The sequence below is a fragment of the Caballeronia udeis genome, assembly GCF_044909315.1.
Classification (GTDB): Bacteria; Pseudomonadota; Gammaproteobacteria; order Burkholderiales; family Burkholderiaceae; genus Caballeronia; species Caballeronia udeis_A.
Genome location: NZ_JBIYEB010000013.1, coordinates 159,851 through 186,721 on the forward strand (window position 1 = coordinate 159,851; position 26,871 = coordinate 186,721).

Below are 26,871 nucleotides of genomic sequence, written 5' to 3' on the forward strand. Positions count from 1 at the left end.
AGGCGCTAGCCGGCCGATACGTGGAGATAAAGCGGTGAACGACATTTTCTTTTCAGTAAATCTGGCAGACGTCATCAATCGTGGATTTGCCCAGATTGTACAAAGGTATGCGGACGGCTTTCATCGCGTGAGTAACTTCCTGCTCGTGTGGGTGCTCAACCCGGTCGAGCATATGTTGCAGGCGACGCCGCCCGTCGTGCTCCTGGCGATCCTGGCGCTTGTCGCCTGGTTTGGATGTCGACGAGTCGTACCCACCCTCGCCCTGGTCGCGTTGACCTATGTGATCGGGTGTCTGGGACTTTGGGACAAGTTGATATCAACCGTATCAATCATGTTCGTCTCTATCGTGGTGACCGCGCTCATCGGCCTGCCAATGGGTATTGCAATGGGGAAATCGGTCTTCCTGCGCCGGACACTCAACCCCGTGCTGGACATGATGCAGACGTTACCTTCGTTCGTGTACCTGATTCCCGTGCTGATGCTGTTTGGACTTGGCCGGGTCCCGGCAATCTTTGCCACCACCGTGTATGCACTTCCGCCGCTGATGCGCTTGACGGAACTGGGCCTTCGTCAATTGCCGGCGGACGTACTTGAAGCGTCTCAGGCATTTGGCGCCACACCGCTACAGCAATTGCTGAGTGTCGAGTTGCCGCTTGCGTTGCCGTCGATCATGGCCGGCCTCAATCAGGCCGTGATGATGTCGCTCGCGATGGTCGTCATTGCCTCAATGATTGGCGCGCGGGGGCTTGGCGAAGACGTCCTGTCCAGCATCAACAACCTGGATATGGGACAGGGAGTCCAGGCGGGTTTGGCGATTGTCATCCTGGCGGTTGTATTTGACCGGATTACCCAGTCGTATGGGCGCTCGCGCCGGGAACGCTCCCGAGCCTCGGCTTACGGTGTGCAGCGAAGGTCGAAATCGATGTCGCACACGGAAGGGCCTACGGAGGAGCTCACGGAAGAGCGCAGGGAGGTAAAAGCATGAGCTCCACTCTCATTGAATTGCGCAATGTCTACAAGATTTTCGGGAACAGCAAAGGGAGCGTGCGTTCAGCTCAGGAGGCGGCCCGAAAAAATGCATCGCGGGAAGATATTCTTGAAAGCACTGGCTGCACGGTTGCGGTTCGCGACGTCTCGCTTCAAATCAAGGAAGGCGAGATCTTCGTCATCATGGGCTTATCGGGTTCCGGGAAGTCCACGCTCGTTCGCCACTTCAACCGGCTTATTGAACCGACGACCGGGCAGCTCCTTTTCCGCGGACAGGACATCTTGAAGCTGTCAAAGCGGGAACTGCGGTCCATCCGCCGGCATAACATCGGCATGGTGTTTCAAAGCTTCGCACTACTCCCGCACAAGACCGTCATGGAAAACATCGTGTTCGGGAGAATGCTGCGTGGTGACTCAAGGCGAGAGTCCCTGGCTGACGCGACCAGATGGCTCGACGGTCGAATCGGCTTGCGAGGGTATGGCGACAAGTTTCCAGACGAGCTGTCGGGCGGAATGCGGCAGCGAGTGGGTCTCGCACGAGCGCTGGTTTCTGACCCGGATATCCTGCTGATGGATGAAGCTTTTTCGGCTTTGGACCCGTTGATCCGATGTGACCTTCAGGATCTGCTCCTGGAGATGCAGGCCGAACTCAAGAAGACCGTGATCTTCATTACCCATGATATCGACGAGGCAATGAAGCTGGGCTCGCGCATAGCCATCATGAAAGACGGCGAGGTCGTCCAGGTGGGCACGCCGGACGAGATACGCACCCATCCGGCGAGCGACTACGTGAAACGCTTCTTCGCGAGAACTCAATGCGATGCTTGAGCTGAATCGAGCCACGAACAAGTTTGCGCTGCGATCGGCCTTTTCTGCGGTTTGCGCACAAGCATGGGATGGGCATGCTGCGAGGTGAGCAATTGGTGTTGGATTATCTTCAAAGCGTATCCGATGCATACGAAGGCGAACTGACAGGGCAGGTGTTCTTTTCACAGATGGCGGCACACCATGCTCGTGATACGTATGCAACGCGGGTATTCCTGTGCCTGAACCGGTTGGAACAGCAGACGGGCGAAATCCTCGCGACTGTGCTGATGCGTCACGGTGCGCCGATTCCACCACGGGACAAAGCGGTTGCCATCGGTCGCTCGGTGGCGGCGACGATGTCAACTCTGCCATGGGACGATCTTCTTGCCGCCATGATGAAGCGGATAGGCCCGGCGGTGGTTCGCTACGACTTGCTCGCTTTCGAGGCGCCGCAGTCCGATGCCGTGGAAACCGGATTGCTAGCGGACCACGAGCGCGCGCTCGAGGCGTTCGTGACTTTCCAGCCGGCTCGTTCATACCACGCACTGGCGCCGGTCATCCAATGCATGAGAGCCACATCAAAGTACTTGGACGCGCTGCGCAATGAGTCATTGGATCGCCATTTCCCCGTCGACAACCCGGATATTCAGGGACTTTCTGGTTCCAATTCTGAATGACCCGTGTTTGTCCCTATCGCGCACGGCCCCCCTCTACTCCAATAATGTAATCCATTACATCCGCGGGCCGCGAGTTGAAATAAATGAGCGAAACATTGCGCCCCGCCGATGAAATCTCGATCGCCGATGTTGCACAAAAGGCGGGTGTCTCGGTCGCGACCGTATCGCGCGTCCTCAACGGCCACACCAACGTCCGCGAGCCCACTCGCGATAAAGTGCTCGCCGCGGTTGCGGCCAGCGGGTACCGAGTCAACGAACTCGCCCGCAATTTGCGCACTGCGGAAAGCCGCATGCTGCTCACCATGGTCCCCGACTTCGGCAACCCGTTCTACGCGGCCATTGTTCGCGGCATAGACAGCGTCGCCCGTCAAAACGGCTATTTCATGCTGCTTTGCGACACGGGCGCCGACCCCGGCCGCGAACGCAGTTACTTCGACCTGCTGCGAGGCCGCCGCGCGGACGGCGCCATCTGCCTCGATCCCGCAGCCATTCAGCAGGCGCTAGCCGAAGAAGCCGCCACGCTGCCCTGGGTAGCCTGCTGCGAGTTTGATCCCGCCGCAGGCGTACCGTATGTAGGCATCGACAACTATCAAGCCGCCGGCGATGCAATACGGCATTTGCTCAGTACAGGCCATCGGAAAATCGCGCTGATCAATTCAGGCCACGGATATTTATATAGCCGCCAGCGCGCGGCAGGCTATCGCGATGCATTAAGCGCTGCAGGGATCGACGCCGATCCCGCTTGGCAAGTCGACCTCGATACCCTCGATTACGCAGCCGGCGAAAGCGCCGCGCGCACGCTGACACGCCTGCGGCGCAACCGGCCGACCGCAGTGTTTGCCGTCTCCGACACCCTCGCCATCGGTGTGATCAACGGTTTGCGCGGCGTTGGCTTGCGCGTGCCGGACGACATGGCGGTGATCGGTTTCGACGACATCGCCGTCGCCGCGCAGATCGATCCGCCGCTCACGACGGTCGCCCAACCCATGCGCGAACTTGGAGAAACCGCCGCCCGCCTGCTTCTCAAACGCCTGCGCGAACCAGACGCGGATGTGCCCGGCGTACTGCTGCCGCACAAGCTGATGATACGAAGGAGTGCGTGACATGAGCCTGGCCGTCGCCTTCGATAACATCGAAAAACAGTTCGGACCCGTTCGCGTGCTGCATGGCGTGAGCTTCGATCTTGCCCCCGGCCGTATCTACGGCCTGATTGGCGAGAACGGCGCGGGCAAGTCGACGCTGATGAAGATCCTCGCGGGCTACGAACGCCCGAGCGGTGGTACGGTGTCCATCGACGGCGTGGTCAAGGCCTTCACTACTTCCCGCGATGCCGAAGCCGCCGGCATCGTGCTGATCCATCAGGAACTGAACCTCGCGGATCATTTGAGCATCGTGCAGAACATGTTTCTTGGCCACGAGAGACGCCGCGGTCTCTTCCTCGATGAACCCGCCATGCGCGAGGCCGCACGCACGCGTCTCGCCGACGTCGGCCTGCACAAGCACCCGGATACCCGCGTGCGCGACCTGATCGTCGCAGAGAAGCAACTCGTGGAAATTGCCAAGGCCATGCTGCGCGATGCCCGCCTGCTGATCATGGACGAACCCACCGCGACGCTTACGCCCGCAGAAACGCAACGGCTCTTCGCACTGATGGCACGGTTGAAAGAAGACGGCGTGACTATCGTTTATATCTCGCACAAGCTCGACGAAGTGGAACGCGTCACCGACGAAGTCATCGTGATGCGCGACGGCCGCTTCGTCACACGTGGCTTGACAGCTGAGACCACGCGCCAGCAGATGGCGAACCTGATGGTCGGGCGCGAAGTATCCGACATGTTCCCCGATAAACCGGTCCTCGCCGACGAAACCCGCGTGGCCTTCAAGGTCGATAACGCATACGTGCCGGGCTGGGCGCAGAACGTCAGTTTCTCGGTGCGGGCAGGCGAAGTGTTCGGCTTTGCGGGACTCGTGGGCGCGGGACGCACGGAGCTCTTCGAAGCACTCATCGGGCTGCGCCCGCGCACGGCGGGACGCATCGAACTTGACGGCGAGAACATCAATCCGCGCAATCCCCGTGCTGCGATGGAACACGGCATCACGTATCTGAGCGAGGACCGCAAGGGGCGCGGCCTGCACGTCGACATGGCGTTGAAAGACAACCTCACGATGATGACGCTCGAGCGGTACGCGCATCCGCTGCTCGACGCACAAGCGGAACGCGATGCGCTTAAAAAGGCGGTCGGCGACTTCGGTATCCGCACCGGCAATCTGGCGAGCCGCGCCCGCATGTTGTCGGGCGGCAATCAGCAAAAGCTCGCGCTCGCGAAGTTCCTGCATCCCGATCCCCGCGTGATTGTCCTCGACGAGCCCACTCGGGGTGTCGATGTCGGCGCGAAACGCGACATCTATTTCCTGATCCACGCACTCGCCGCGGAAGGCCGCGCGGTGATCGTCATCTCATCCGAACTGATCGAGCTGATTGGCTTATGCCATCGCGTGGCGGTGATGCGCGGCGGCCAGCTTGTCGCCACGCTTGGGCCCGGACATCTGACTGAAGAGAGGTTGATCGCGCATGCGACCGGCACACACTGAAGGCGTTGAAGGATCGAGCCGCCTGGGCGGCTTCGCGCGGCGGCTGCACGGCGTCGGGCCGCTGCTCGGGCTGGTTGCGCTATGCATAGGCGGCACGCTGCTGAACCCGGATTTCGCCACCTTCGACAACGCGATGAACGTCCTCACGCGAACTTCGTTCATCGGCATCATTTCTGTGGGGATGACCTTTGTGATCATCTCGGGCGGTATCGACTTGTCGGTCGGATCGATGGCCGCATTGATCGCGGGCAGCATGATCTGGGTCATGAACGCGCTCACGCACGGTGTGGGCGGACTCACGCTCCCACCGCTCGCCATTATTGCTGTCGGGATTGTTTTAGCCCTTGTTTTAGGGGGTGTTTTTGGTTTGGCGCACGGCTTGCTCGTGACCAAGGGACGCATAGAGCCGTTCATTGTGACATTGGGTACGCTCGGGATCTTTCGTGCGGTGCTGACGTGGATTGCGGACGGCGGCGCGCTCACGCTCGACAACAACCTGTCCGATCTCTACGGCCCCGTGTATTACGCCAGTCTCTTCGGCATTCCCGTGCCTATCTGGGTGTTCCTGATCGTCGCGGCGGGCGGTGTGATCGTGCTGAACCGAACCGTGTTCGGGCGGCATGTGCAGGCCATTGGGTCGAACGAGCAGGTCGCGCGCTATGCGGCCATTCGCGTGGACACCGTGAAGATCGTCACGTACGCGCTGCTTGGGTTGTGCGTCGGCGTGGCGACGGTGCTGTACGTGCCGCGTCTCGGGTCCGCCACGCCGACCACGGGGCTGCTCTGGGAGCTTGAAGCGATCGCTGCGGTGGTCGTTGGCGGCACCGCGTTAAGAGGTGGAGAAGGGCGTGTGATCGGGACGGTGATCGGAGCGATCCTGTTGTCGGTGATCGCGAACATCCTGAATCTCACCAGCATCATCAGTGTGTATCTCAACGCGGCGGTGCAGGGCGCCGTGATTATTTTCGTAGCGTTTTTACAGCGTGGACGTCGTTGAAGTGTGTTCGAACCGTGCCCTGAAATCCTCTCAGGCGCCAGTCACAACAATGGAGACACAGCATGAAAAACATTCTTCGCGCACTCGGCGCCTCGGTCGTCGGCTCATTGGTCGGATTAACGCTGGCGGCGAGCGCCGTCTCGGCCATCGCCGCCGATAAAGTCACGCTCGGCGTTGCTATCCCGACTGCGACGCACGGCTTCACCGGCGGCATTGTGTGGTGGGCCAACGAGGCCAAGAAGGAACTGGAACACGCGCATCCGGACCTCAAGATCATCATCAAGACCGCAGCCGGCGCGCCGGAACAGGCGAACCAGTTGCAGGACCTGGTGACGGTGAACAAGATCAATGCGCTGGTGGTTTTCCCGTTCGAATCGGCGTCGCTGACGCAGCCGGTGGCGCAGGTCAAGAAGAAGGGCGTGTACGTGACCGTGGTGGATCGCGGGCTGACCGATACCAGCGCGCAGGACGCGTACGTAGCAGGTGACAACACCGCGTTCGGCAAGCTGCCGGCGGAATATCTGGCGAAGACCATGGACGGCAAGGGCGATATTGTCGCGTTGCGCGGCATCCCGACCACGCTCGACAACGAACGCTGGGCTGCGTTTGAATCGGTGATCAAGCAGCATCCCGACATGAAGATCCTGGATGCCAAATACGCCAACTGGAATCGCGATGACGCGTTCAAGGTCATGCAGGATTACCTCACGCGCTTCAAGCATATCGACGCGGTCTGGGCCGCCGATGACGACATGATGATCGGCGTGCTGAAGGCTATCGATCAGGCGAAGCGTACGGACATCAAGCAGGTCTTTGGCGGCGCGGGATCGAAGGAGGCGGTCAAGCGGATCATGGACGGCGACAAGCTGGTCCAGGCGGATGTGTCGTATTCGCCCAAGTTTATCTACGACGCGATCAAGCTCACCGCCGAAGCGCGTTTGAAGGGTGAAAGCTTGCCGGCGACGACCATCATTCCTTCGGTGTTGATCACGAAGGACAACGCCAAGCAGTTCTATTATCCGAACTCGCCATTCTAAGTTCCAGGCGGGTTGAAGACAGTTACGTTCGCGGATCGACGCTCATGAAAACCATCAAAGGCCCGGCCATTTTCCTGGCTCAGTTTCTAGGCGACACGTTGCCCTTCGACAACCTCGCGCATCTTGCAGGATGGGCAGAGGGCCTGGGTTACGAAGGTATCCAGGTGCCATGCGATCCGCGGCTGATCGATCTCGAGCAGGCCGCAAAAAGCGACGCCTATTGTGACGATCTGCTGCGCGTAGTGGATGACGCCGGCGTGAGCATCACGGAGTTATCGACGCATTTGCAGGGGCAGCTCGTCGCGGTGCATCCGGCCTACGACACGCTCTTCGACGGTTTTGCAGCAGCGCATGTTCGCGGCGATCCGAAGGCTCGCACGGCTTGGGCGATCGAGCAGGTCGGGTTTGCTGCGGCGGCGTCGAAGCGCCTGGGTTTAGACGCGCACGTGACGTTTTCGGGGGCGCTGGCGTGGCCGTATCTGTATCCGTGGCCTCAGCGCCCGCAAGGTCTGGTGGAGGCAGCGTTCGAGGAATTGGCGCGGCGCTGGCGGCCGTTGCTGGATGCCTTCGACCAAGCCGGAGTGGATGTTTGCTATGAGTTGCATCCGGGGGAGGATTTGCACGACGGCGTGACGTTCGATCGCTTTCTTGCCGCCGTGGATGCTCATCCACGAGCGAACATCCTGTTCGACCCCAGTCATTTCCTGCTGCAGCAACTGGACTACCTTCAGTTCATCGATATTTATCACGAACGCATCAAGGCTTTCCATGTGAAGGACGCGGAGTTTCGTCCTGACGGCCGGCAGGGCGTGTACGGCGGTTATTCGGGGTGGGTGGACCGGGCCGGGCGATTCCGGTCGCTGGGCGACGGGCAGATCGACTTTGGAGCGATCTTTTCGAAGATGGCACAGTACGATTTTCCCGGCTGGGCCGTGCTTGAATGGGAATGCGCGCTGAAGCATCCGGAGGATGGCGCGCGCGAGGGGGCGGAATATATCCGCAAGCATATTGTTCGCGTAGCGGACCGGGCGTTTGATGACTTCGCCGGAAGCGGGGCGAACGGTGAGCAAATACGGGAGGTGCTGGGGTTCGGGCCTTGAAGCACCGAACACCACGTCCACCTGCCAAGCCGAACTGATTTTTAGCCCAGCTCCGGGCCGATCAGCATAAAGCTTGTCACCTCGGTCAACGTACGTGGTTGGCGACCGGGCCGCAGGCGTCCCGCGATTCGGACCAGGGCGCGATCGTCAAGGTGCGCGGCGACTGCCTTCGCATACTGTTCCTGATTGAGCACGACGCGGGCCTTGATGATCTCGCCCTCACGCAGGAGCAGTGCCACGACCACCTCGCCGGCCCGATTTCCTGCAATATCGAATTCACCGTTCAGATGCTCGACCGTGCCGATGAATACGTCATCGCGGTCACGCTCGACTGCGCGCAATTCCTGGCGAACTTCATCAATACGTCCGAAATAGTCACTTGGAATCCTGATGTTCTCACCGGCCGTGGCGTCGTGCGGTAACGCCACGGTTGTAGCCCACCGAAACGACATATCGATGTTGTTGCGCATGTCGTCATTATGAAGACGGGTCAGCGCTTCACAAAGATTGGACGAAACCACGGGCGCTGCCGCCGCCCTTTGCGAATCTACAAAGCGGTTCAGCGTGTCCTCTTCAATCGCATTGACGAGTTGGCGCACGGCATTTCTGGCCGTCAGCATGGTCATGCGAACAAACGAGTCGTTCGTATGCGCGAGGTCGGGTACGGCAGGCGTTTCCATGGCGTCGACAGGACACGACACCCGAACCACGAAGCTGCCGCGCTCGGTGTGTCCGAACCGCGCATGACCGGCGAGTTGCGTAGCTTCCGCCCTGTGCAGACGCGGATGATGGGTCTGCGGGCGCAATACGGTACAGGCCGACGCGAGCAGGATCTGCTCCGCGCCTTGCAGCAACGAGGCGGCAAACGACAATGGCAGGCCTTCATCAATCGAACGGCTGCTAGTCACGCGATAGTAAACGGAGTCGTCACGCGAAATGGCAGCGAGCTGAATCAGATCCGCCAGCTTCATACCCTGCAAATCTGCGAGCTTGGACAGCGCGAGCTCACAAGCCTCGGCGTAGTCCGGCGCATCCTGATCCATGGGAATGACGATCTGGCGACGCGGCACGTCGGCGTGATGCAGGACATAAAGACGATCCACGATGCCGTCGGGCAGCGACTGCCACCCCAGTGATTTCACGAAATCACGCAGGCCAGACGGTGACAGATCTTTAATCGCCATGGAGAGCTCGATGAGCGGGAGCACTGTAAGAAGGAATTTCGCGACGCGAGATGCTCGCCATGAGCTGCATGAGGCCGGTACCGTCGAACACCTGTTTCTTCGGAATTTTCACCGTCACGCCTGCATGGTTCTCTGTTGGTGGAGCACCACGCAGACTGACCCAGTACGCGCATTTTCGTAGCACGAGCTGCTCGTGGGAGTGCGTCAGCCAGTCTTCCGCTTTCGGCGGGAGAAATAGCACCGCAAGTATGCGAGGTGACGCGTGTGTTTCACGGCGCAGGTCGTCGTATTGCTGCGTACCGGACAGAAAATAAGAGAGCGAATCGCCGTCGTCGAACGGTGTCTTGATGCTTGCCTTCAACTGGACCTTGATGTCGACTTCGGTCAGGTTTCCGCCATTCGGAAATGGCTCCCAGCCGGTGAGCATGGCGTCGATGCCGGCATTGTCGTCGTGCCGGTTGCTCGTCTTGCAGTTGACGCCGGCGTGGGATGCAATCGCGTGGAGGTAAGCGTAGCTCAACTCCGATTCCCGATTTAATGTGGTGAGTGCTGTTGCCATGACTTTCCCGCTGTTCTGTTATCCATCGACAGGAAAGGGTAGCCTCAAACACGCTTATTCGACTTGTGGAAAAATTCGCTGCGACAAAATTTGACGACTTGCACAGCGCAAAAGAAAACGCCGACGCGAGTGCGTCGGCGTGGAGCTACTGGAACTACCTGCTGCTATCTCAGCGCCTCATGACCAGTCGGCGTGGAAGCTGCCCTTCTTGTCCACTCGTTCGAACGTATGCGCGCCGAAGAAATCGCGTTGTGCCTGTACCAGGTTCGCCGGCAACGTCTCTGACCGGTAACTGTCGTAATAAGCCACCGCCGATGAGAACGCCGGCACCGGCACGCCCGCCTTGACGGCTGCCACGACCACATCACGCAACGCACCCTGATACTTTGTCGCGATGTCGCTGAAATACGGATCAAGCAGCAAGTTGTGCAAGTCCGGGTTGGTCTTGTATGCGTCCGTGATTTTCTGCAGGAAGCCCGCGCGGATGATACAACCGGCCCGGAAGATCTTCGCGATCTGACCATACTGCAGGTCCCACTTGTACTCTTCCGATGCCGCGCGCAACTGCGCAAACCCTTGCGCATACGAGACAATCTTGCTCAGGAACAACGCGCGCCGCACGGCTTCCACGAACGCATCGCGGTCGCCATCGAACTTGGGCTTGGGTCCTGTCAGCTGCTTGCTCGCCTCAACGCGCTGATCCTTCAGCGAAGACAGCACGCGCGCAAACACGGCTTCGGTAATCAGCGGCAGCGGAGCGCCGAGGTCGAGCGCATTCTGGCTCGTCCACTTGCCCGTGCCCTTTTGCGCGGCACGGTCGAGAATGACATCGACCAGATCCTTGCCCGTCTCTTCATCCTTCTTCGAAAAGATCTTCGAGGTGATCTCGATCAGGTAACTATCCAGTTCACCCTTGTTCCACTCGACATACACCTTACCCAATTCTTCGTTCGACAAGCCCGCCACGCGCTTGAGCACGTCGTAGCTTTCGGCGATCAACTGCATGTCGCCGTATTCGATTCCGTTATGCACCATCTTCACGTAATGTCCCGCGCCGTCCGGGCCCATGTATGCCACGCACGGTTCGCCGTCCGGTGCCTTGGCGGCGATCTCGGTCAGGATCGGAGCCACCAGGTCATACGCTTCCTTCTGGCCGCCCGGCATGATCGAAGGGCCTTTCAACGCGCCTTCCTCACCGCCGGACACACCCGTGCCGATGAAGTGCAGGCCCGACTTGGCGAGGTCGGTGTTGCGGCGGATGGTATCGGTGAAATGGGTGTTGCCGCCGTCGATCAGGATGTCGCCCTTGTCGAGCAGGGGGCGTAGCGAGTCGATGGTGGCGTCCGTGCCCTGGCCGGCCTTGACCATCAGCAGGATGCGGCGCGGTTTTTCGAGCGATTCGACGAATTCTTCCAGCGTGTACGAAGGCACGAGTTTCTTGTCGGGATGCTCGGCTATCAGCTCGTCAGTTTTTTCGCGGCTGCGGTTGTACACGGACACCGCGTGTCCGCGGCTCTCGATGTTCAACGCCAGATTGCGTCCCATGACGGCGAGGCCGACAACGCCGATTGCTTGCTTGCTCATGTTTCTCTCCGAATGACCGAAGCGCGGGCGGCTCGTGGCGACACACGCGACGGATGCGATTTGTCAATTGGGGCGGTGCCCGCGACGGCGTTCCGGACAGGCTTTCGCGCCACTAAACGGTGAAACAGCGGCAAAAGCGGCACGGACACTACGCATGTCCGCGAGCAGGGCCGACGGAAACACGCAAACGCCGCGCGGAACGCGCAGACGGAGCGAGATTACCACTTTGACACGGCGCTGGCAGACATCGTACGCGCTCGCACGGACGGGCGGCAGCCGGTCAGCATGCCCGGGAGCGGCCGGGCAAGAGGTTTGGCGCCGGTCTAGAATGAGCATCCGCGGCGCGTTTAAGGCGCGGCGCGACTCGCTTGAATCGGGCGAAACAGGGCAACCGCATGGTGCTTCGAAAAAAGACTCAGCAAAAGGCTCAGGAAAAGGCTCAGGAAAAGGCTCAGGAAAAGGCGCACCCAAGGAGTCACCATTACCACGTCTACGTGATTGAACTGGCCGATACCGTCTGGAACGAAGCGCGTTTCCGGCGCGCGAATCCGGATTACGTGCTTGGCATGCCCTTTGTCTACGTAGGCATGACGGGCATCGATCCCGACGTTCGTTTCGACAAACACAAGGCCGGCATCCAGTCGAACCGGTATGCGCGGGAATTCGGGCTGCGATTGTTGCCGCAACTCTACGAGCTGTATAACCCGATGCCGTACGAAGGCGCGCGGGAGATGGAAGTGGAATTGGCAATTGGCTTGCGGGAGGCCGGATACGGCGTCTGGCAGGCGTAGAACAAGGCCGGCGTAAGCAAGGCAAGGTAAAGCGTAAGCCAAGGCAAAGGCGGCGCCGTCGCATCCGCGGCCGGTGTTCTGATCAGACTAAATGCAAGGAGCAGGACATGCGGATTCTGGTGGTGGGAGCGGGCGCGATTGGCGGCTATTTTGGCGGACGGCTGCTTGACGCAGGCCGCGACGTGACGTTCCTCGTGCGCGAGCGGCGGGCTGCGCAACTCGCCCGGACGGGCCTCAACGTGCGCAGCCCGAACGGCGATCTGTCGATACCCAATCCGCCGGTCGTGCTCGCGAAAGACGTTCGGGAACCGTTCGACCTGATCCTGCTCAGTTGCAAATCCTACGATCTCGACGGCGCCATCGAGTCGATAAAAACCTCGGTTGGACCCGACACCGCCATCCTGCCGATGCTCAACGGCATGCATCACCTGGATGTGCTCGAAGCGCAATTCGGGGCGGAGCGCGTGCTCGGCGGTCAATGCATTGTGGCGGTGACGCTCGATCCCGACGGCACTATTGTTCACTTGAACAAGCTGCATTCGATGGCGTTCGGCGAGCACGCAGGCGGTTTGTCGGCGCGTATCGAGGCAATCTCTGCGCAGTTGTCTGGCGCCCGGTTCGACGCCGCCGCCAGCCCCGAGATCATTCAGTCGATGTGGGAAAAGTGGGTGTTCCTCGCGACACTCGCGGCCGGCACATGCCTGATGCGCGCACCGGTCGGCGACATCATCGCGGCGCCGGGCGGCCAGAAACTGCTGCTCGATCTCTTCGATGAAGCCCGCGCCATTGCAACCGCGAACGGCTTTGCGCCCGGGGAAGCAGTCGTCGCGCGTGCCCAGGCGATGTTCACGGAGGCCGGCTCCACGATCACCGCCTCGATGCTGCGCGATCTGGAGAACGGCGCGCGGATCGAGGCGGACCACGTAGTGGGCGATCTGATCGCTCGTGCCAAAGGGGCGCAGGGCGTGCTCGGCACGCCGATTTTCTCAACGGCCTATACCCATTTGAAAGCGTACGAGTCCCGTCGCGAACATGGCGGCGTCAAGATTTCGTAAGCCAATTCCACCGATCAAAGCAGGGCGGCACGGGCGATTGTGCCGGTGCCGCCTCTCGCTGCCTGAAAAATCCGCATCGCGCTTTAAACAGCTACTTCGTACTTTGAATCAGCGGCCATAAAGCGTTACGCTTTGCCCTTCTTAAAAGCAACGCTCGCCGAATCATGCACGATCATGCCTTGCAGGAGCCGCTCGCCCCGCCGACTGTCGCGGAAATCTTTATCGGCTTCCTGACGCTTGGGCTGACCGCGTTCGGCGGCGCGCTGCCGCTTGCACGACGCGAGATAGTCGACAGGCGCAAGTGGCTCACCCCCGACGAATTCGTCGATCTGCTGGGTCTTTGCCAGTTTTTGCCGGGCGGCAATGTGATCAACCTCTCAGTTGCGCTCGGCATGAAATTTCGCGGCGTGGCCGGAGCGCTGGCCGGCCTGCTCGGGCTGATTGTCGGGCCGTCGCTGATCGTGATCGGGCTCGGCGTGCTTTATCAACGCACGCATCAAGACCTGCATATCCGCCATCTGTTCGCGGGACTCGCCGCGGCAGCCGCGGGTTTGCTGGTGTCGATGGCCATCAAGGTAGCGTGGCCGCTGCGGCACAAACTCTCCATGTTGGCAGTCGCGGCGTTGGCCTTCGTCGCGATCGCATTGCTGCGCTTGCCCCTGCTGCCGGTCATGCTTGTTCTCACGCCCATCTCGATCTTCGTGGCGTCGAAAGTGAGTCGCGATGTGAAGCCCGAGGTAAAGCCGGAAGCGAAGCACGAGGAGGACCGGTGAATCACGATCTCGTATCGCTCGCGGCCATTTTCAGCCAGCTTTCACTGCTCGCCTTCGGTGGCGGCAATACCATCCTGCCCGAGATGCAGCGCCAGGTGGTGGACATACACCAGTGGATGTCAAAGGCCGATTTTTCCGCGCTGTTCGCGCTTGCGCAGGCGGCGCCCGGACCGAATATGATGATCGTGACGCTGATCGGCTGGCACGTGGCCGGCTGGCCGGGTGTTCTGGTGACGTCGATCGCCAAGTTCGGGCCATCGTCAATCGTCACGGTCGCCGCGATGCACGCTTGGGAACGCTTCAAGGATCATCCGTGGCGGCGGTACGTTCAACTCGGTTTCGTACCGATGACAGCCGGCCTGGTCGCAGCAAGTGCATCGTTGATTGCCGAAGCGTCGGACACCCGCTGGATACTCACGGCCATCACCGCGGCCGTCGCGTTCCTGTCGTTCAGGACAAAGGTGCATCCGTTGTGGTTGCTGGCTGCGGGCAGCCTGATCGGATTGACCGGTTTCGGGCAGTTCTAGACCGGCGTTGGCGTTAAAGGAGAAAGGCCGGACCCGCTGCGCGCATCGGCCTTGTTTGCTTTTCACGCGTTTCTTTTCGAGGAGAAAAAGCTGATGGCGATGACCACGGAATTCGCACGCACCGCGCCGCCGCGCGCCGAGATCGACTCGCTTGCCGGGCCGGCGGTAATTGAATTCGGCACCTCCTGGTGCGGCTATTGCCGTGCCGCCCAGCCGCTGATCGCAGAGGCCTTCCAGGATCACACACGCGTCCGGCATTTGAAGATCGAGGACGGTAGCGGTCGTCCGCTCGGCCGCTCGTTCCGGATCAAGCTCTGGCCGACGCTGATCTTCCTGGACAACGGACGTGAGGTCGCGCGCGTCGTGCGTCCGAAAAGCACATCGGAAATCCGCGATGCGTTCGCGCTGATCGACCATCCGGTTTCATCGTAACAAGGGTTTTTACCGGGCATTCCACGCGCGTGGGGCGGGAATATCATCGCTTCCAAGCTCGTTTGAAGCGCGCTTCCAAGCCCGAATAAACGGGCCATGAACGAACCGGGCGCGGGAGTTGCGCACTCCGTCTTGCGCGTCGCTTCGGCAATTCGTGCCCGCCACCCGTATCTCTTCGACCTGATCGATTCAGTCGGGTATGGCGGGTGGATCGGCTGCGAATACCCGCCGCGCGCGGACACCTCCAACGGCCCGGGCTGGTTGATGCCGAAGCGTCACGCGGGCCGCGCATCATGACCGTGCCGGAAAGGCCCGATGCGCGATGTCCGGGCCGGCGATTTGCTTTGACTGCGGTGGATTAAGCGATGGAATCACTCGTGCGGCGCTGAAACTTTCCGTGCGGCGTGAGGGTCCACGGCAACAAGGGCGGTCGCTTGGCGCCTCGCCTGCCCGGGTCTTTTTCGTTACCCACGGCGCTCATCGCGGTCCGCGATTGGCGCTCCTTTCAGGAGAACTCACATGCAGATCACCGGAGAAATGTTGATCGGTGCCACGGCGGTGCGCGGGAAAGACGCCACGCTGCATGCCTTCGATCCGGCGCGCGGCGTCGACTTGCAGCCGGCTTTCGGTGGCGGCGGAGCGAAGGAAGTTGCTCGCGCGGCCGATCTTGCCGAACTGGCATTCGATCCCTACCGGCTCGCACCGCTTGAAACGCGTGCGCAGTTCCTGGAAGCGATTGCGGACAACATTGCCGAACTTGGCGATACGCTGATCGAACGCGCGCAAGGTGAATCCGCGTTGCCGAAAGCGCGTCTCGAAGGCGAGCGCGCCCGCACGATCGGGCAGTTAAAACTGTTCGCGTCGCTTGTACGCGAAGGCCGCTGGCTTGCCGCCACGCTCGATTCGGCGCAGCCCGAACGCAAGCCGTTGCCGCGGCCCGACCTGCGTTTGCAGAAGATTCCCGTTGGCCCGGTTGCGGTGTTTGGCGCCAGTAATTTCCCGCTCGCGTTTTCGGTAGCGGGCGGCGACACGGCGGCCGCATTCGCCGCCGGTTGCCCCGTGGTCGTGAAGTCGCATCAGGCGCATCTGGGCACCTCGGAACTGGTGGGGCGCGCGATCCAGAAAGCGGTGGCGGATTCCGGTTTGCCCGAAGGCGTCTTCTCGCTGGTGGTCGGTGCGGGCAACGCCATAGGCGAAGCACTGGTCGCGCATCCGGCCATCAAGTCGGTCGGGTTCACGGGCTCGCGGCGGGGCGGTCTTGCGTTGATCGAGATCGCGTCCAAGCGGCGCGAGCCGATCCCGGTGTTCGCCGAAATGAGCAGCATCAATCCGTTCTTCGTGCTGCCGGGTGCGCTGGCGGCGCGTGCTGAAGCGCTGGCGAACGGTTTCGTCGATTCAGTGACGCTCGGGGTCGGTCAGTTCTGTACGAACCCGGGTCTGGTGCTGGCGCTGGAAGGGCCGCATTTGCAGGCGTTTATTGACTACGCCGTGAGCGCATTCGAAAAGAAGGGCGCCCAGACGATGCTCACAGCAGGCATTGCGGCCGCGTATCAGGAAGGCATCGCGCGACGCGATCAGTCGGGCGTGGAGCGTGTTGCAACCGGTGCGGAATCCGACGCGTCGTGCCCGGCGCTGCCCGCGCTTTACACCGTGAGCGCCGCAAAATTCCTCGCGACGCCGCAACTCGAGGACGAGATATTCGGACCTGCGTCGCTGATCGTGACCTGCCGCAGCGAGGACGAGATGCTGGACCTTGCACGGCGTATCGAAGGCCAGTTGACGGCGACGCTGCAGATGGAAAGCGACGACGCGCCGCTCGCGCGCCGCCTCCTGCCCATCCTTGAACGCAAGGCCGGGCGGATTCTGGCGAACGGCTTTCCGACCGGCGTTGAAGTATCGTATGCGATGGTGCATGGCGGTCCGTATCCCGCTACCTCCGATAGCCGCGCGACCTCGGTGGGTGCGATGGCAATCGAACGATTCCTGCGGCCGGTGTGTTACCAGGATCTGCCGCCGGCGTTGCTGCCGCTTGCGCTTCAGGACGACAATCCATTGAGCCTGTGGCGCCTGCGCGATGGCGAGCTCGGACCCAACTAGACACGCGAATCAAACGAATCAGACAATGAGGAGATGAAAACAGATGGAGCGCCGTTATCCCGATCCCGCCGTCCGCGTACTCGATCCGCGCTTCAACGCGCTCCGTGTCGCCATGGCGTCGGTCGAATGTTTGTACCAGGGGGCTCGCTGGTCGGAAGGCCCTGTCTGGTTCGGCGACAGCCGCACGCTGGTATGGAGCGACATTCCGAACAACCGCATGCTGCGTTGGGACGAAGAAACCGGCGAGGTTCGCCCGTTCCGCAAGCCTTCGAATAATGCCAACGGCAACACCCGCGACCGCGAAGGACGGCTGGTCACGTGCGAGCATCTCACGCGGCGCGTGACACGCACCGAATACGACGGTTCGATCACCGTGCTTGCCGATCAATACAACGGTAAGCCGCTCAATTCACCGAACGACGTGATCGTGAAATCCGATGGCTCCATTTGGTTCAGCGACCCGACCTTCGGGATTGACGGCTTTTATGAAGGCGAGCGCAAGGACTCTGAGTTGAAGCCGGCGGTGTATCGCGTAGATGGCAAGAGTGGCGAGATCTCGATGATGGTCGACTCGCTCATTGGCCCGAATGGACTCGCATTTTCACCGGATGAGTCGGTGATTTATATCGTCGATTCGCGGGCGGTGCCGCGCAAGATTCTCGCTTTCGACATCGCAAGCGACGGCCTCAAGCTGACCAACCAGCGCGAGGTGATAGATGCCGGGCAGGGGACGCCCGACGGTTTTCGCGTGGATGTGCACGGCAACCTGTGGTGCGGCTGGGGCATGGGCAGCGATGAACTGGACGGTGTCAGGATCTTCACGCCGCAAGGTGAGGCGATCGGACATATCGCGCTGCCCGAGCGCTGCGCCAACGTGTGTTTTGGAGGCCGTTATCGCAACCGCTTGTTCATGGCGGCGAGTCACGGCCTGTACTCGCTTTACGTCAACACGCAGGGCGTGATCGGCGGCTGAAGCATCACCCCGACATCGCCCCGACGTGTCACTCCGGCGCGCGTTTTTCCATCAGCCTGCCCGGCTGGGCAGGCACCACAAAACCGAAACGAGCGTATAGCGTGTGAGCGCTCGTGGTCGTCAGCATCATCTTGCGCAAGCCCTGCAAATCCGGATGGGCCAGCACGCATTCCACCAGCCATGTGCCCAGGCCGTCGCGTTGACGGCCGGGAAGCACAAACACGTCGGCGAGATACGCGAAGCTCACGGTGTCCGTGATCGCGCGTGCATAACCAATCTGCGCGCCGCGATGAAACAGGCCGAACGCGAGCGAATGCGTGGCAGCCCGCTCGACCTTCTCGCGCGAGATGCCCGGTGACCAGTAAGCCTCCTCGCTCAAGTAGCGATGCACAACGTCGAAGTCGAACGTACTGATGTCAGTGGTAACGCGGTACTCGTCTCTCGACCATTCGCTAACCATTCAACGCACCTTGTAGATACGGCCGGTTTCAAGGCCCTCCACGCTGCGGCTGTACGCGAGTGCCACGCGCGCACCGGATGCCGCTTCGAAGCCGCGGAAATACGGCCCGAACGCTTCACGCGCCTCTTCCAGCATGGTTGCGTTCACGACGTTGATGCGCAGGCCGCGTGGCAGTTCGATCGCGGCGCCTCGCACGAAACCTTCAATGGCGCCGTTGACCGCTGCCGCGCTTGCACCGTATTTGATGGGTTCGTCGCCCACGATCCCGCTGGTCAGCGTGAACGAGCCGCCGTCGTTCAGATATTGCTGCGCGACCAACACGAGATTGACCTGGCCCATGAGCTTGTCGTCAAGGCCGATTCGGAATTGTTCGGGGGTCATCTGCGAGAGTTCGCCGAAGTGAACGTGCCCGGCAGTGGCCACGATGGCATCGACCTGACCGATCGATTTGAACAGCGCATGGATGCTGTCGATCTTCGTCAGGTCGACGCAGTGCGCGCCTCGCGTGGCGCCAATTTCGATTACTTCGTGACGCGGCTGGAATTCGGCGAAGACAGCGCGGCCGACTGTGCCGGTTGCACCGATGACGGCAATTTTCATGAGAGGCTCATCGAAGAGGAAATGGACTCTCATTGTGCGTTTTACAGGCCGCTTGAACAAGCGTCCCGCGCCGTCTCTCTCAGGCGCACTTCAAATTCGACTTCACCTTCAACGTGTCCGGTGCGACGCGTCCGGCGAGAGCAGGAGGATCGATGCCGCCAGCTTGAACACCAGCACGGCGCCGGTCACGAGTGCGGCGGCAGGGAAAGCACGCCATTCGGCGCCGAGCATCGGGCCGACCAGCACGACCGACGCAAAGCCCAGGACGATGGCGACCCAGCGTGCCCATTGCAGGCGAAACGCCACGCAGGCATACAAGCCGCCAACCAACGCACGCGACGCGATCATTGCCGCAACGGGTTCGCCGGGACCGGTCATCAGCGCCAGGCCCATTTCGACCCATGACAGGGCGTATGCCACGCCGAGGCATACGAGTGCAGTGGAGAGCGCTTGCTCGCGCCACGGGCCACGCACACCTTGTGCGTGGCGCGCTTGATCGATGGTTTGGTTCGAGTATGTGTTGGTAGTGGTCATGCTGGCCCCCGGGGCTGGTCTTTTCGATGCATCGTGCTGCATTCGTCTGATTCGCGGGAGTCTTATGCATAGGTCGTGCCAGATCACGTGAAAGCTGGGTATATCGTTTGCTTTCAGTTCGTTAAAGCCCATGCGACAGCGATTTACCTGACGAAACGCTGGTTTTCCTGCGGCGGTTCGTCGAGCCTGCAACGTTGAAAAGCTTCGCGCGACGCCATGACATTGCAACGACGCTGCACGCGATGGCAGGCTTTACACAGTCCACCGACCAGGAGCCAGGCATGACCACGACGAAACCGAAGGAACAGCGCCCACATTCGCATCGGGAGGAGGAAGACGTCGACCGCGCAGTGGAAGATACCTTTCCCGCCAGCGATCCACCTTCAACCGGCGGCGTGACACGGATTGAATCCGATGAAGATAAAAAGAAGGGTAAGCCCGAAAAGAAATGAATCGGATAGCGTGAAGAACGGAAAAGACCGAAAGCCGCATTGACCGGCGGCTTTCGTTTTTCGTCTTTCGTCTTTCGCTCTTTCAGCGGGGCATGGTCGTGTTGATCGAGTTATTTCTCGCGCCGCTTTATTTCGATCAGGCGCGACGGCCTGACATGGTTGATGGCGAAATGCCTGCGTCCTCGCAAGCTATAGCCGTGGGGATCGCGTTCAACAAATTCGTACTGCCGCTCGACCTCCTCCACATCGGGCGCGACCATGCCTTTATCCACGACACTGAAGCCTTCCTCCAACGCCAGTGCCAGGCCGCTGCGCGCCGGACGGCTGTCGAAACCGCCCAGGCCGTCGCCCTGTTCAAAGTGAGAATTCACCAGCGTCGCATCCACGCCGATAAATGCGTTGGGATTCTGTTCGAGCAGGGCTTCGTCGTGCGAGGCGTCGCGATTTTTTGCATCGGCATCGACGGTGTCGTCCAGCGTGTCGTCGTTGAGAACGTCGATTGCACGACGCGTGACGTTGGTTTGGGTGACGTCGGTTTCACCGGGTGGGCCGGCATGTTTCAACGATGAATCAGACGCACCACTGCCCGTTTGCACGAGCCCGGCTTCGTGTCCCGCCGCGGCCGCCGCTACATCACCGGGATCGGCTTTGGCAGTTTCCGTTTCAGGCTTTTTGAGCGGGCTGTCCGCTGCGCGTTGCGTTTGCTTTTCCTGCGATTCATTGTTCTGTGCGTTGTTCATGGTTCGCTCCACCTGGTTCAGGTTAACAAAAGACATGACGCAAGAAACATTCCGGCGCACGAAGCCGCGTTGGAATAAACCGCGGGATAAAACAGCAGCAAATGTTCTAAGCCAAATTGATTTTTTTCAACCCAACGAAGGTTTTCTCAAGAGTATGATTTGTTGTTCGCCAGGCCTGCGTGCGCCACCGGACGGCTTCGTGCCGCTTGCCGGATTCGCGCGTTTCAAGCGAGCGGGAGACGACCATCGCGAATCCAGCGAGGCACTTAAAATCAGGGTGACTCATGCAATATGACGCGGCATTTTCACATCGCGGCTATTTACTCAATTGTGCACCAGCACGTCAGGGCGACGGCTGTTTCCAACCCTACGTGGTCATCTCGCGATCGAGCGACGGCGAACTGGTGGCCAATCGTTTTTTCCCTGCTGACCTGCGCTTTGGCAACGCCGACGAAGCTATTGCTCACGCTCGCGACTGGGCGGTCCGATGGATCGACGCCAGCCACGTGAAGGTCGAACCCAAGTCCTGAGTGCGCGCGAAGGTGTTTCGCGCCCAGGCGGCGGTCTTGCGGAAAAACGGTTAATCTCGGGGCATCGTTAGATCGTGCCGTTCAACACGGCGTCATTAGCCCTTGCTCCCGACATGCCCAAGACTGTCTCCGAAGAAGATCAATTACCCTCCCACGAATGGGGCCTCGACAAGATCGTGGCCGACTTGCGGGCGTCGCGCGAACAGTTGCACCGCACGCGCCATCCGCTCGGAATTCGCGAACTGCCGTCGCGTGAAGCGATCGTGAAGATCGTCAATGGACTGCGCTCGGCGCTGTTTCCCACCCATTACGGTGCTGCCGACCTGACCGCCGAAAGCGTGGACTATTACGTCGGCCACACGCTCGAAAGCACCTTGCGCCTGCTCTCCGAACAAATCCGGCGTGCCTTGCGTTTCCTGCCGGAGAACCAGGACCTGAACGACGCCGAACTCGGCGTGCATGCGTTCAGGCTCGCGCGTGAATTCGGCGCGCAGTTACCCGCCATCCGCGCGCTGCTGGTGAGCGACATCCAGGCTGCGTTCGCGGGTGACCCGGCCGCGCAGCACATCACGGAAATCCTGCTTTGCTATCCCGGCATCTGGGCCATGACGCATCATCGTCTGGCGCATGCTTTGCATAAGCTCGGCGTACCCTTGCTCGCGCGCTTCATCAACGAGATCGCACACTCGGCGACGGGGATCGACATTCATCCGGGCGCGACAATCGGGCCGAGTTTTTTCATCGATCACGGGACGGGCGTGGTGATCGGCGAGACGGCGGTGATTGGCCAGCACGTGCGTGTGTACCAGGCCGTGACGTTGGGCGCGAAGAGTTTTCCGGCGGGTAACGACGGCGTGCTGGTGAAGGGCAACGCGCGGCACCCGGTGGTGGAAGACCATGTAGTGATCTACGCCGGCGCGACCATTCTCGGACGCGTGACCATTGGGCGCGGTTCGGTGATTGGGGGCAACGTGTGGCTCACGCATAGCGTGCCGCCGGGCAGCAACGTCTCGCAGGGCAAGATCCGCGAAGGCGGTGCGGGAGACGCGCCGGACGACAGCCAAGGCGCGTGAATGGTGCCTGAGCGGCGCGTACGCCTCAGCGAACCTTGCTAAGCTTTTTAGCTATTCGACACACTGAACGCGCTCGAATGTCCGACGATGGAGAGAAATTCGCGGCGCGTGGACGGGTCGTCGCGGAACGTGCCCAGCATCCGCGATGTCACCATCGACGCACCGGCTTTATGCACGCCGCGCGTGGACATGCATTGGTGCGTGGCTTCCAGGATCACGCCAACGCCTAGTGGTTGCAGGACTTCTTCCAGCGTGTCGGCAATCTGTGCCGTCATCTTCTCCTGGATTTGCAGGCGCTTCGCGAAGGCATCGACCAGACGCGCCAGCTTCGAGATGCCCACCACGCGCTCGCGCGGCAGATACGCCACGTGTGCGCGGCCGATGATCGGCACCATGTGATGTTCGCAGTAACTTTCGAAGCGGATGTCCTTGAGCACGATCATCTCGTCGTAGCCCTGCACCTCGGAAAAGGTGCGCGCCAGGATGTCGTGAGGATTCTGTGCATAACCCGCGAAGAATTCTTCGTAGGAGCGGATGACGCGGGAGGGGGTGTCAATGAGTCCCTCGCGCGCGGGGTTGTCCCCGGCCCAGCGGATCAGAACGCGAACGGCGGCTTCAGCTTCTTCGCGGCTCGGACGATCGGCTTGATCATGGATGTCCGAAGATGCGTTGGGGGAGTTACGCGTGGCGCTCATCGAGGGCTCCAGATGCATGTAGCAAAGTCATGAAGCCCTCATTGTTCCACGTTTTACGGTTTGGAAGACCCCGGTGCTATGTCGGGTATGTCAGGCATGTCGTTCCATCCGCGATGGCTGTCCAATGCACGGGGTATCGGCGATACCGGGATAAACGCCCAACTGGTTGTCGTGCGCGGGCTTATATAGAGTGGCCCCGCACTCAACCACAGGGCTCAGACCATGAAACGTTTCCACATCGCACTTGCCGTTGCCAGCCTCGAGCAATCGATTGCCGATTACACGCAGCGTCTCGGTCAGGAACCCACGGCGGTTGTGCCCGGCGCCTACGCCATGTGGCGAACGGACCTGCTGAACTTCTCGATCAATGAAAGCCCGGCCCAAGCCGGATTGCTGCGGCATATCGGCTTTGAAGACGATACGGCCGCCGGTTTTGCCAAGACACGGGACGTCAACGGCATCGAATGGGAGCAGTTTTCTCCCGGGGAGCAGGATCGGCGGATCGAAGAAACCTATGGCACTGCGATCCGCCAGACCGGCAATCGATAGAGGTCTGTTTACGTGCGTGTGATGGACGCGCCGCCGTCCACGAGCGATGCGGTGCCGGTGACGAACGAGGAGTCATCGGAGGCGAGATACAGCACCGAGCGTGCGAGTTCTTCCGGTGTTGCAACCCGCTTTAACGCGTGCAGGTTGGTGACGAAGGTTTGCGATTCGGTGGTGTCGTTCATGTCCCGGTACATCGGGGTATCGACGGCGCCGGGCAGCACGGCGTTCACGCGGATACCTTGTGCGCCATACTCGGCCGCGAGTGCTTGCGTAAGGCCGATCAGGCCGGCCTTGCTCGCCGCGTAAGACGCCGTGCCGGGGAAGGCAAACGAATAACCTACGAACGTCGATGTAAAGATGATCGACCCGCCGCCGTGTTCGAGCATGGCCGGGATCTGGTGTTTCGCGCCAAGGAATGCGCTGGTCAGGTTGATCGCGAGCGCGTTGTTGAACCCTTCCACCGAGACGGACGTCGACGGCCCCATTTCGCCCAGCGTGCCGGCGTTGTTATAAGCGACGTCGAGCCGGCCGAATTTTTCGATGGCGAGCGCCACGACCGCCTTTGCATAGTCTTCCGATTGCACGTCACCCGCGAGGGCGACGGCCTCGCCCCCGGCCGCCTTGATCTCTGCCACGAGCGTTTCCAGTTCGGCTGCGCGGCGGGCGGCCACGACCACCTTTGCGCCTTCCGCCGCGAACAATTTAGCTGTGGCGCGGCCGATGCCGGCGCTTGCGCCCGTGACGATAGCAACTTTTCCTGACAGTCGATTCATGATGTTTCTCCGTGTGTTCAGCGTGTCCGGCGCCCAATGCCCCGGTCCATGTGACGCAATGTAGGCTCACCGGAAGCTTGCGAACAGGCACGGAAGATGGTCTTATCGTTCAGCTTTTGTGAATCTTGAACCGGCGTATCGGCGTTCCGCCCAATCCCACCCGGAGACATTCAATGGACCGCTTGCGTGCTTATGAGGTCTTCGTGGCCGTGGTCAAGCGCGGCAGCTTCACGCGCGCCGCCGATGCGCTCGATACCTCGCCTGCCAACGTGACGCGTTATATCGTCGAACTGGAGGCGCATCTGGGGACGCGGCTGCTGAACCGGACGTCGCGAAGGTTGTCCCTGACATCGGGCGGCGAGGCGCTTTACGAGCGCTGCGTGGCCATACTCGATGACCTGGCCGAGACCGAGGGGTTGGTGTCGTCGTCGACGGCGGAGCCGCGAGGGCGCTTGCGCATCAACGCGCCGCTGAGCTTTGGCGTGTTGCAGCTTGCGCCGTTATGGCCGGAGTTCATGCGGCGGTATCCCGAGGTGGCGCTGGATGTATCGCTGGTCGACCGGGTGGTGGATATGGTTGATGAAGGGTATGACCTCGCGATTCGTATTTCGCGTGCCGGGTCGATGGGCAATGCGGCGCGCAAGCTCGCCGCGTCGCGCAACGTGCTGTGCGCGGCACCCGCGTATCTGGCGGGGCGGCGCTTGCCGGAGCGTCCTTCGGATCTGGGTGAGCATCGCTGTATTGGCTATACGTATGCCGCGAGCGGGGACGAGTGGCAGTTTCTGGGCGCTGATGAAAAGCCTCACGCGGTGCGAGTGAATTGCCACATGCATACGAACAACGGCGACACCGCGCGTTCGGCCGCGCTGGCCGGGCTGGGCGTGATCTGGCAGCCGACCTTCATCATTGGCAACGACTTGCGAGCGGGGCGGCTGGTGGCGCTGATGCCGGCATTCCACATGGCGGATATCGACGTGCTCGCGATGTACCCTAGCCGGCGGCATCTGAGTTCGCGCGTGAGGGTGATGATCGATTACCTGGTTGAGGTTTTGGGAGGGGTGGCGCCGTGGGACAGACCATGAATGGCACGCATGCAACCAGCCCGGTCGACTGTCGCATCAATCAGAACTTGTGGCGCAAGCCAACCGTCGCCGCGACCTGGGTATCCGACGACGACGGAGTCAGGCCGTAGACGGCAGCGACCGCATTGCCGCCGGTCGAATCCCGTCCGGATGCGTGCTGACCGAACACAACGGCGTACACGCCCGTCCGTTTCGAGAGGAAGTATTCGGTCCCCACATTGAGCTGCTGGTAAGTGACACCGCCCGCGCCACCGCTTGTCGCCTGCGAACCACGCGTGTAAGCATACGATGTGCCGACCATCATGGCCGGTATCGGCAAAATCCGGAAATTGGCTTCCAGCGTATTGAACACGGCTTTTCCGCTCAGGCCTCGAGGATTCAGGGCCGTATTTGAACCCAGGTTGCTGAATTGAACGTTGGTATAGACGAGCCCCGCAGTCGCATTACCGAACGTGTAGGCTGCTGCGGCGCCGGCGGTTTGCAGCGTCTGTGCCGACGCGTAGCCCGAATAGACCGGGATCGAAGCCATGTTCGAGCCCGTGACGCTCGACACCGGATTGTTGCCGTAGTAGGAGAAATTCGGATTACGTGCGACAAGGTAAGCTGCGCCAAGCGCGAGCGCCCCCTGTTTATAGCCCACTCCGAATGAGTAGATCCGGTTCCGCTGAGAATCTCCTGCGATGCCACCAGGACTGAATACGCCGCCGAACGAAATGCCTCGATAGTCGGTGCTCGTGTATTTGATCGCGTTGTTGACGCGATAGCTATTTCCCGTGTTGTCCAGATCCCCGGGGTGGCCGGCGTAACCGTCTGCCGTATCGCCGCCCGCTTTCATCACACCGACGTAGTCGACGATCGAATCATATTGCCGTCCAAGGGTGACCGTCCCGGCTGGACCGCTCAATCCGACGTGAGCCTGCCTGCCAAATTCGGCGCCACCTGGTACGAGCGTGCCGTTTGCCGCCGAAAAGCCGCTCTCAAGCAGAAACACTACTTTGTAGCCACCACCCAGATCCTCTTTGCCGAGCAACCCCAGCGATTGCCCTTGAGTGAGCCGGCGACCATCGAATATTGTTTCGCGCCACGGGCATTGTTGTTGTACACAAATCCGACATCGACAATGCCGAACAGCGAAACGGCGCTCTGCGCGTGGCCAAGACAGGAATAGGAAGCGAGACAGACGCCAGCGGTTATAAGTCTTTTCATGCGAA

33 protein-coding genes are annotated in these 26,871 nt (G+C 60.8%); 22 read left to right on the forward strand and 11 right to left on the reverse strand.

Going from position 1 to position 26,871, the window contains the following annotated elements; all coding sequences use genetic code 11:
- Positions 1-34: 34 nt before the first annotated feature.
- From ABH944_RS21535 to ABH944_RS21570, 8 genes are all read left to right on the forward strand, one after another.
- Positions 35-985 (forward strand): ABC transporter permease, encoded by a 951-nt coding sequence (locus ABH944_RS21535; RefSeq protein ID WP_404608582.1) that lies wholly within the window; start codon positions 35-37, stop codon positions 983-985.
- The gene (locus ABH944_RS21540) at positions 982-1,815 is read left to right on the forward strand and encodes a quaternary amine ABC transporter ATP-binding protein (RefSeq protein WP_404608580.1); all 834 of its coding nucleotides are present in this window, start codon (positions 982-984) and stop codon (positions 1,813-1,815) included. The genes ABH944_RS21535 and ABH944_RS21540 overlap by 4 nt, the downstream gene beginning before the upstream one ends.
- Positions 1,816-1,883: 68 nt before the next feature.
- A complete protein-coding gene (locus tag ABH944_RS21545) occupies positions 1,884-2,471 on the forward strand; it encodes a hypothetical protein (RefSeq protein ID WP_404608579.1) in 588 nt (195 codons plus the stop codon).
- A gap of 83 nt (positions 2,472-2,554) precedes the next feature.
- The gene (locus ABH944_RS21550; protein ID WP_404608578.1) at positions 2,555-3,574 is read left to right on the forward strand and encodes a LacI family DNA-binding transcriptional regulator; all 1,020 of its coding nucleotides are present in this window, start codon (positions 2,555-2,557) and stop codon (positions 3,572-3,574) included.
- 1 nt (position 3,575) lies between these two features.
- Positions 3,576-5,063 carry a sugar ABC transporter ATP-binding protein gene (locus ABH944_RS21555; RefSeq protein ID WP_404608576.1) on the forward strand — a complete coding sequence of 496 codons (1,488 nt, stop codon included), beginning with the start codon at positions 3,576-3,578 and terminating at the stop codon, positions 5,061-5,063.
- Positions 5,044-6,060: an ABC transporter permease gene (locus ABH944_RS21560; protein WP_404608574.1), complete on the forward strand. Its 1,017-nt coding sequence runs from the start codon at positions 5,044-5,046 to the stop codon at positions 6,058-6,060. The genes ABH944_RS21555 and ABH944_RS21560 overlap by 20 nt, the downstream gene beginning before the upstream one ends.
- A gap of 62 nt (positions 6,061-6,122) precedes the next feature.
- Positions 6,123-7,097 (forward strand): substrate-binding domain-containing protein, encoded by a 975-nt coding sequence (locus ABH944_RS21565; protein ID WP_404608572.1) that lies wholly within the window; start codon positions 6,123-6,125, stop codon positions 7,095-7,097.
- Between the two features lie 44 nt (positions 7,098-7,141).
- Positions 7,142-8,197 (forward strand): sugar phosphate isomerase/epimerase family protein, encoded by a 1,056-nt coding sequence (locus ABH944_RS21570; protein ID WP_404608571.1) that lies wholly within the window; start codon positions 7,142-7,144, stop codon positions 8,195-8,197.
- Positions 8,198-8,238: 41 nt separating this feature from the next.
- Here ABH944_RS21570 and ABH944_RS21575 read toward each other — a convergent pair whose 3' ends face one another.
- The 3 genes from ABH944_RS21575 to gndA form a co-directional block, all read right to left on the reverse strand.
- Complete coding sequence (locus ABH944_RS21575; RefSeq protein WP_404608570.1) at positions 8,239-9,381, reverse strand: hypothetical protein; 1,143 nt, start codon at positions 9,379-9,381, stop codon at positions 8,239-8,241.
- Positions 9,371-9,940 carry a DUF4365 domain-containing protein gene (locus ABH944_RS21580; protein ID WP_404608569.1) on the reverse strand — a complete coding sequence of 190 codons (570 nt, stop codon included), beginning with the start codon at positions 9,938-9,940 and terminating at the stop codon, positions 9,371-9,373. Before ABH944_RS21580 ends, ABH944_RS21575 begins: the two co-directional genes overlap by 11 nt.
- Positions 9,941-10,117: 177 nt before the next feature.
- Positions 10,118-11,524, reverse strand: coding sequence for an NADP-dependent phosphogluconate dehydrogenase (gene gndA / locus ABH944_RS21585; protein ID WP_404608567.1), 1,407 nt, complete (start codon positions 11,522-11,524; stop codon positions 10,118-10,120).
- Positions 11,525-11,919: 395 nt separating this feature from the next.
- Between gndA and ABH944_RS21590 the strand changes: the two genes are divergently transcribed.
- The 8 genes from ABH944_RS21590 to ABH944_RS21625 all read left to right on the forward strand — a co-directional run bounded on the left by ABH944_RS21590 (position 11,920) and on the right by ABH944_RS21625 (position 18,172).
- Entirely contained in the window at positions 11,920-12,315 is a 396-nt protein-coding gene (locus ABH944_RS21590) for a hypothetical protein (RefSeq protein WP_404608566.1), read from the forward strand.
- Between the two features lie 107 nt (positions 12,316-12,422).
- Complete coding sequence (gene panE / locus ABH944_RS21595; RefSeq protein WP_404608565.1) at positions 12,423-13,370, forward strand: 2-dehydropantoate 2-reductase; 948 nt, start codon at positions 12,423-12,425, stop codon at positions 13,368-13,370.
- 164 nt (positions 13,371-13,534) lie between these two features.
- Positions 13,535-14,143: a chromate transporter gene (locus tag ABH944_RS21600; RefSeq protein ID WP_404608564.1), complete on the forward strand. Its 609-nt coding sequence runs from the start codon at positions 13,535-13,537 to the stop codon at positions 14,141-14,143.
- Positions 14,140-14,670, forward strand: coding sequence for a chromate transporter (locus tag ABH944_RS21605; protein WP_404608562.1), 531 nt, complete (start codon positions 14,140-14,142; stop codon positions 14,668-14,670). The genes ABH944_RS21600 and ABH944_RS21605 overlap by 4 nt, the downstream gene beginning before the upstream one ends.
- Positions 14,671-14,763: 93 nt before the next feature.
- On the forward strand, positions 14,764-15,102 hold the full coding sequence (locus ABH944_RS21610; RefSeq protein ID WP_404608560.1) for a thioredoxin family protein: 339 nt from the start codon (positions 14,764-14,766) through the stop codon (positions 15,100-15,102).
- 96 nt (positions 15,103-15,198) lie between these two features.
- A complete protein-coding gene (locus tag ABH944_RS21615) occupies positions 15,199-15,399 on the forward strand; it encodes a hypothetical protein (protein WP_404608559.1) in 201 nt (66 codons plus the stop codon).
- A 222-nt stretch (positions 15,400-15,621) separates the two neighbouring features.
- A complete protein-coding gene (locus ABH944_RS21620) occupies positions 15,622-17,199 on the forward strand; it encodes an aldehyde dehydrogenase (NADP(+)) (RefSeq protein ID WP_404608557.1) in 1,578 nt (525 codons plus the stop codon).
- 43 nt (positions 17,200-17,242) lie between these two features.
- Positions 17,243-18,172 carry an SMP-30/gluconolactonase/LRE family protein gene (locus ABH944_RS21625; RefSeq protein ID WP_404608555.1) on the forward strand — a complete coding sequence of 310 codons (930 nt, stop codon included), beginning with the start codon at positions 17,243-17,245 and terminating at the stop codon, positions 18,170-18,172.
- 28 nt (positions 18,173-18,200) lie between these two features.
- Here the strand turns inward: ABH944_RS21625 and ABH944_RS21630 are convergent, their stop codons facing one another.
- The 3 genes from ABH944_RS21630 to ABH944_RS21640 all read right to left on the reverse strand — a co-directional run bounded on the left by ABH944_RS21630 (position 18,201) and on the right by ABH944_RS21640 (position 19,766).
- A complete protein-coding gene (locus ABH944_RS21630) occupies positions 18,201-18,632 on the reverse strand; it encodes a GNAT family N-acetyltransferase (RefSeq protein ID WP_404608553.1) in 432 nt (143 codons plus the stop codon).
- Positions 18,633-19,232 (reverse strand): short chain dehydrogenase, encoded by a 600-nt coding sequence (locus ABH944_RS21635; RefSeq protein WP_404608552.1) that lies wholly within the window; start codon positions 19,230-19,232, stop codon positions 18,633-18,635. It abuts the gene before it with no gap.
- Between the two features lie 108 nt (positions 19,233-19,340).
- The gene (locus tag ABH944_RS21640) at positions 19,341-19,766 is read right to left on the reverse strand and encodes a hypothetical protein (RefSeq protein ID WP_404608551.1); all 426 of its coding nucleotides are present in this window, start codon (positions 19,764-19,766) and stop codon (positions 19,341-19,343) included.
- 194 nt (positions 19,767-19,960) lie between these two features.
- Here ABH944_RS21640 and ABH944_RS21645 point away from each other — a divergent pair, with 194 nt between their 5' ends.
- On the forward strand, positions 19,961-20,218 hold the full coding sequence (locus tag ABH944_RS21645) for a hypothetical protein (protein ID WP_404608787.1): 258 nt from the start codon (positions 19,961-19,963) through the stop codon (positions 20,216-20,218).
- Between the two features lie 110 nt (positions 20,219-20,328).
- On the opposite strand, the gene ABH944_RS21650 is transcribed toward ABH944_RS21645, so the two are convergent.
- A complete protein-coding gene (locus ABH944_RS21650; RefSeq protein WP_404608549.1) occupies positions 20,329-20,958 on the reverse strand; it encodes a DUF3005 domain-containing protein in 630 nt (209 codons plus the stop codon).
- A 34-nt stretch (positions 20,959-20,992) separates the two neighbouring features.
- On the opposite strand from ABH944_RS21650, the gene ABH944_RS21655 reads away from it, so the two are divergent.
- From ABH944_RS21655 to epsC, 3 genes are all read left to right on the forward strand, one after another.
- On the forward strand, positions 20,993-21,253 hold the full coding sequence (locus tag ABH944_RS21655) for a La RNA-binding domain-containing protein (RefSeq protein ID WP_404608547.1): 261 nt from the start codon (positions 20,993-20,995) through the stop codon (positions 21,251-21,253).
- Positions 21,243-21,488, forward strand: coding sequence for a hypothetical protein (locus ABH944_RS21660; RefSeq protein ID WP_050382673.1), 246 nt, complete (start codon positions 21,243-21,245; stop codon positions 21,486-21,488). The genes ABH944_RS21655 and ABH944_RS21660 overlap by 11 nt, the downstream gene beginning before the upstream one ends.
- 113 nt (positions 21,489-21,601) lie before the next feature.
- Positions 21,602-22,561 carry a serine O-acetyltransferase EpsC gene (gene epsC, locus ABH944_RS21665; protein WP_404608545.1) on the forward strand — a complete coding sequence of 320 codons (960 nt, stop codon included), beginning with the start codon at positions 21,602-21,604 and terminating at the stop codon, positions 22,559-22,561.
- Positions 22,562-22,608: 47 nt separating this feature from the next.
- Here epsC and folE read toward each other — a convergent pair whose 3' ends face one another.
- Entirely contained in the window at positions 22,609-23,256 is a 648-nt protein-coding gene (gene folE, locus ABH944_RS21670) for a GTP cyclohydrolase I FolE (RefSeq protein ID WP_062082911.1), read from the reverse strand.
- Positions 23,257-23,478: 222 nt separating this feature from the next.
- Here folE and ABH944_RS21675 point away from each other — a divergent pair, with 222 nt between their 5' ends.
- Positions 23,479-23,805 (forward strand): VOC family protein, encoded by a 327-nt coding sequence (locus tag ABH944_RS21675; protein WP_404608543.1) that lies wholly within the window; start codon positions 23,479-23,481, stop codon positions 23,803-23,805.
- An 8-nt stretch (positions 23,806-23,813) separates the two neighbouring features.
- On the opposite strand, the gene ABH944_RS21680 is transcribed toward ABH944_RS21675, so the two are convergent.
- Entirely contained in the window at positions 23,814-24,578 is a 765-nt protein-coding gene (locus ABH944_RS21680; RefSeq protein WP_404608541.1) for an SDR family oxidoreductase, read from the reverse strand.
- A 173-nt stretch (positions 24,579-24,751) separates the two neighbouring features.
- Here ABH944_RS21680 and ABH944_RS21685 point away from each other — a divergent pair, with 173 nt between their 5' ends.
- Positions 24,752-25,660 (forward strand): LysR family transcriptional regulator, encoded by a 909-nt coding sequence (locus ABH944_RS21685; RefSeq protein WP_404608539.1) that lies wholly within the window; start codon positions 24,752-24,754, stop codon positions 25,658-25,660.
- Between the two features lie 40 nt (positions 25,661-25,700).
- Here ABH944_RS21685 and ABH944_RS21690 read toward each other — a convergent pair whose 3' ends face one another.
- Complete coding sequence (locus ABH944_RS21690) at positions 25,701-26,690, reverse strand: porin (protein WP_404608538.1); 990 nt, start codon at positions 26,688-26,690, stop codon at positions 25,701-25,703.
- Entirely contained in the window at positions 26,651-26,866 is a 216-nt protein-coding gene (locus ABH944_RS21695) for a hypothetical protein (protein ID WP_404608536.1), read from the reverse strand. Before ABH944_RS21695 ends, ABH944_RS21690 begins: the two co-directional genes overlap by 40 nt.
- Positions 26,867-26,871: the final 5 nt, after the last annotated feature.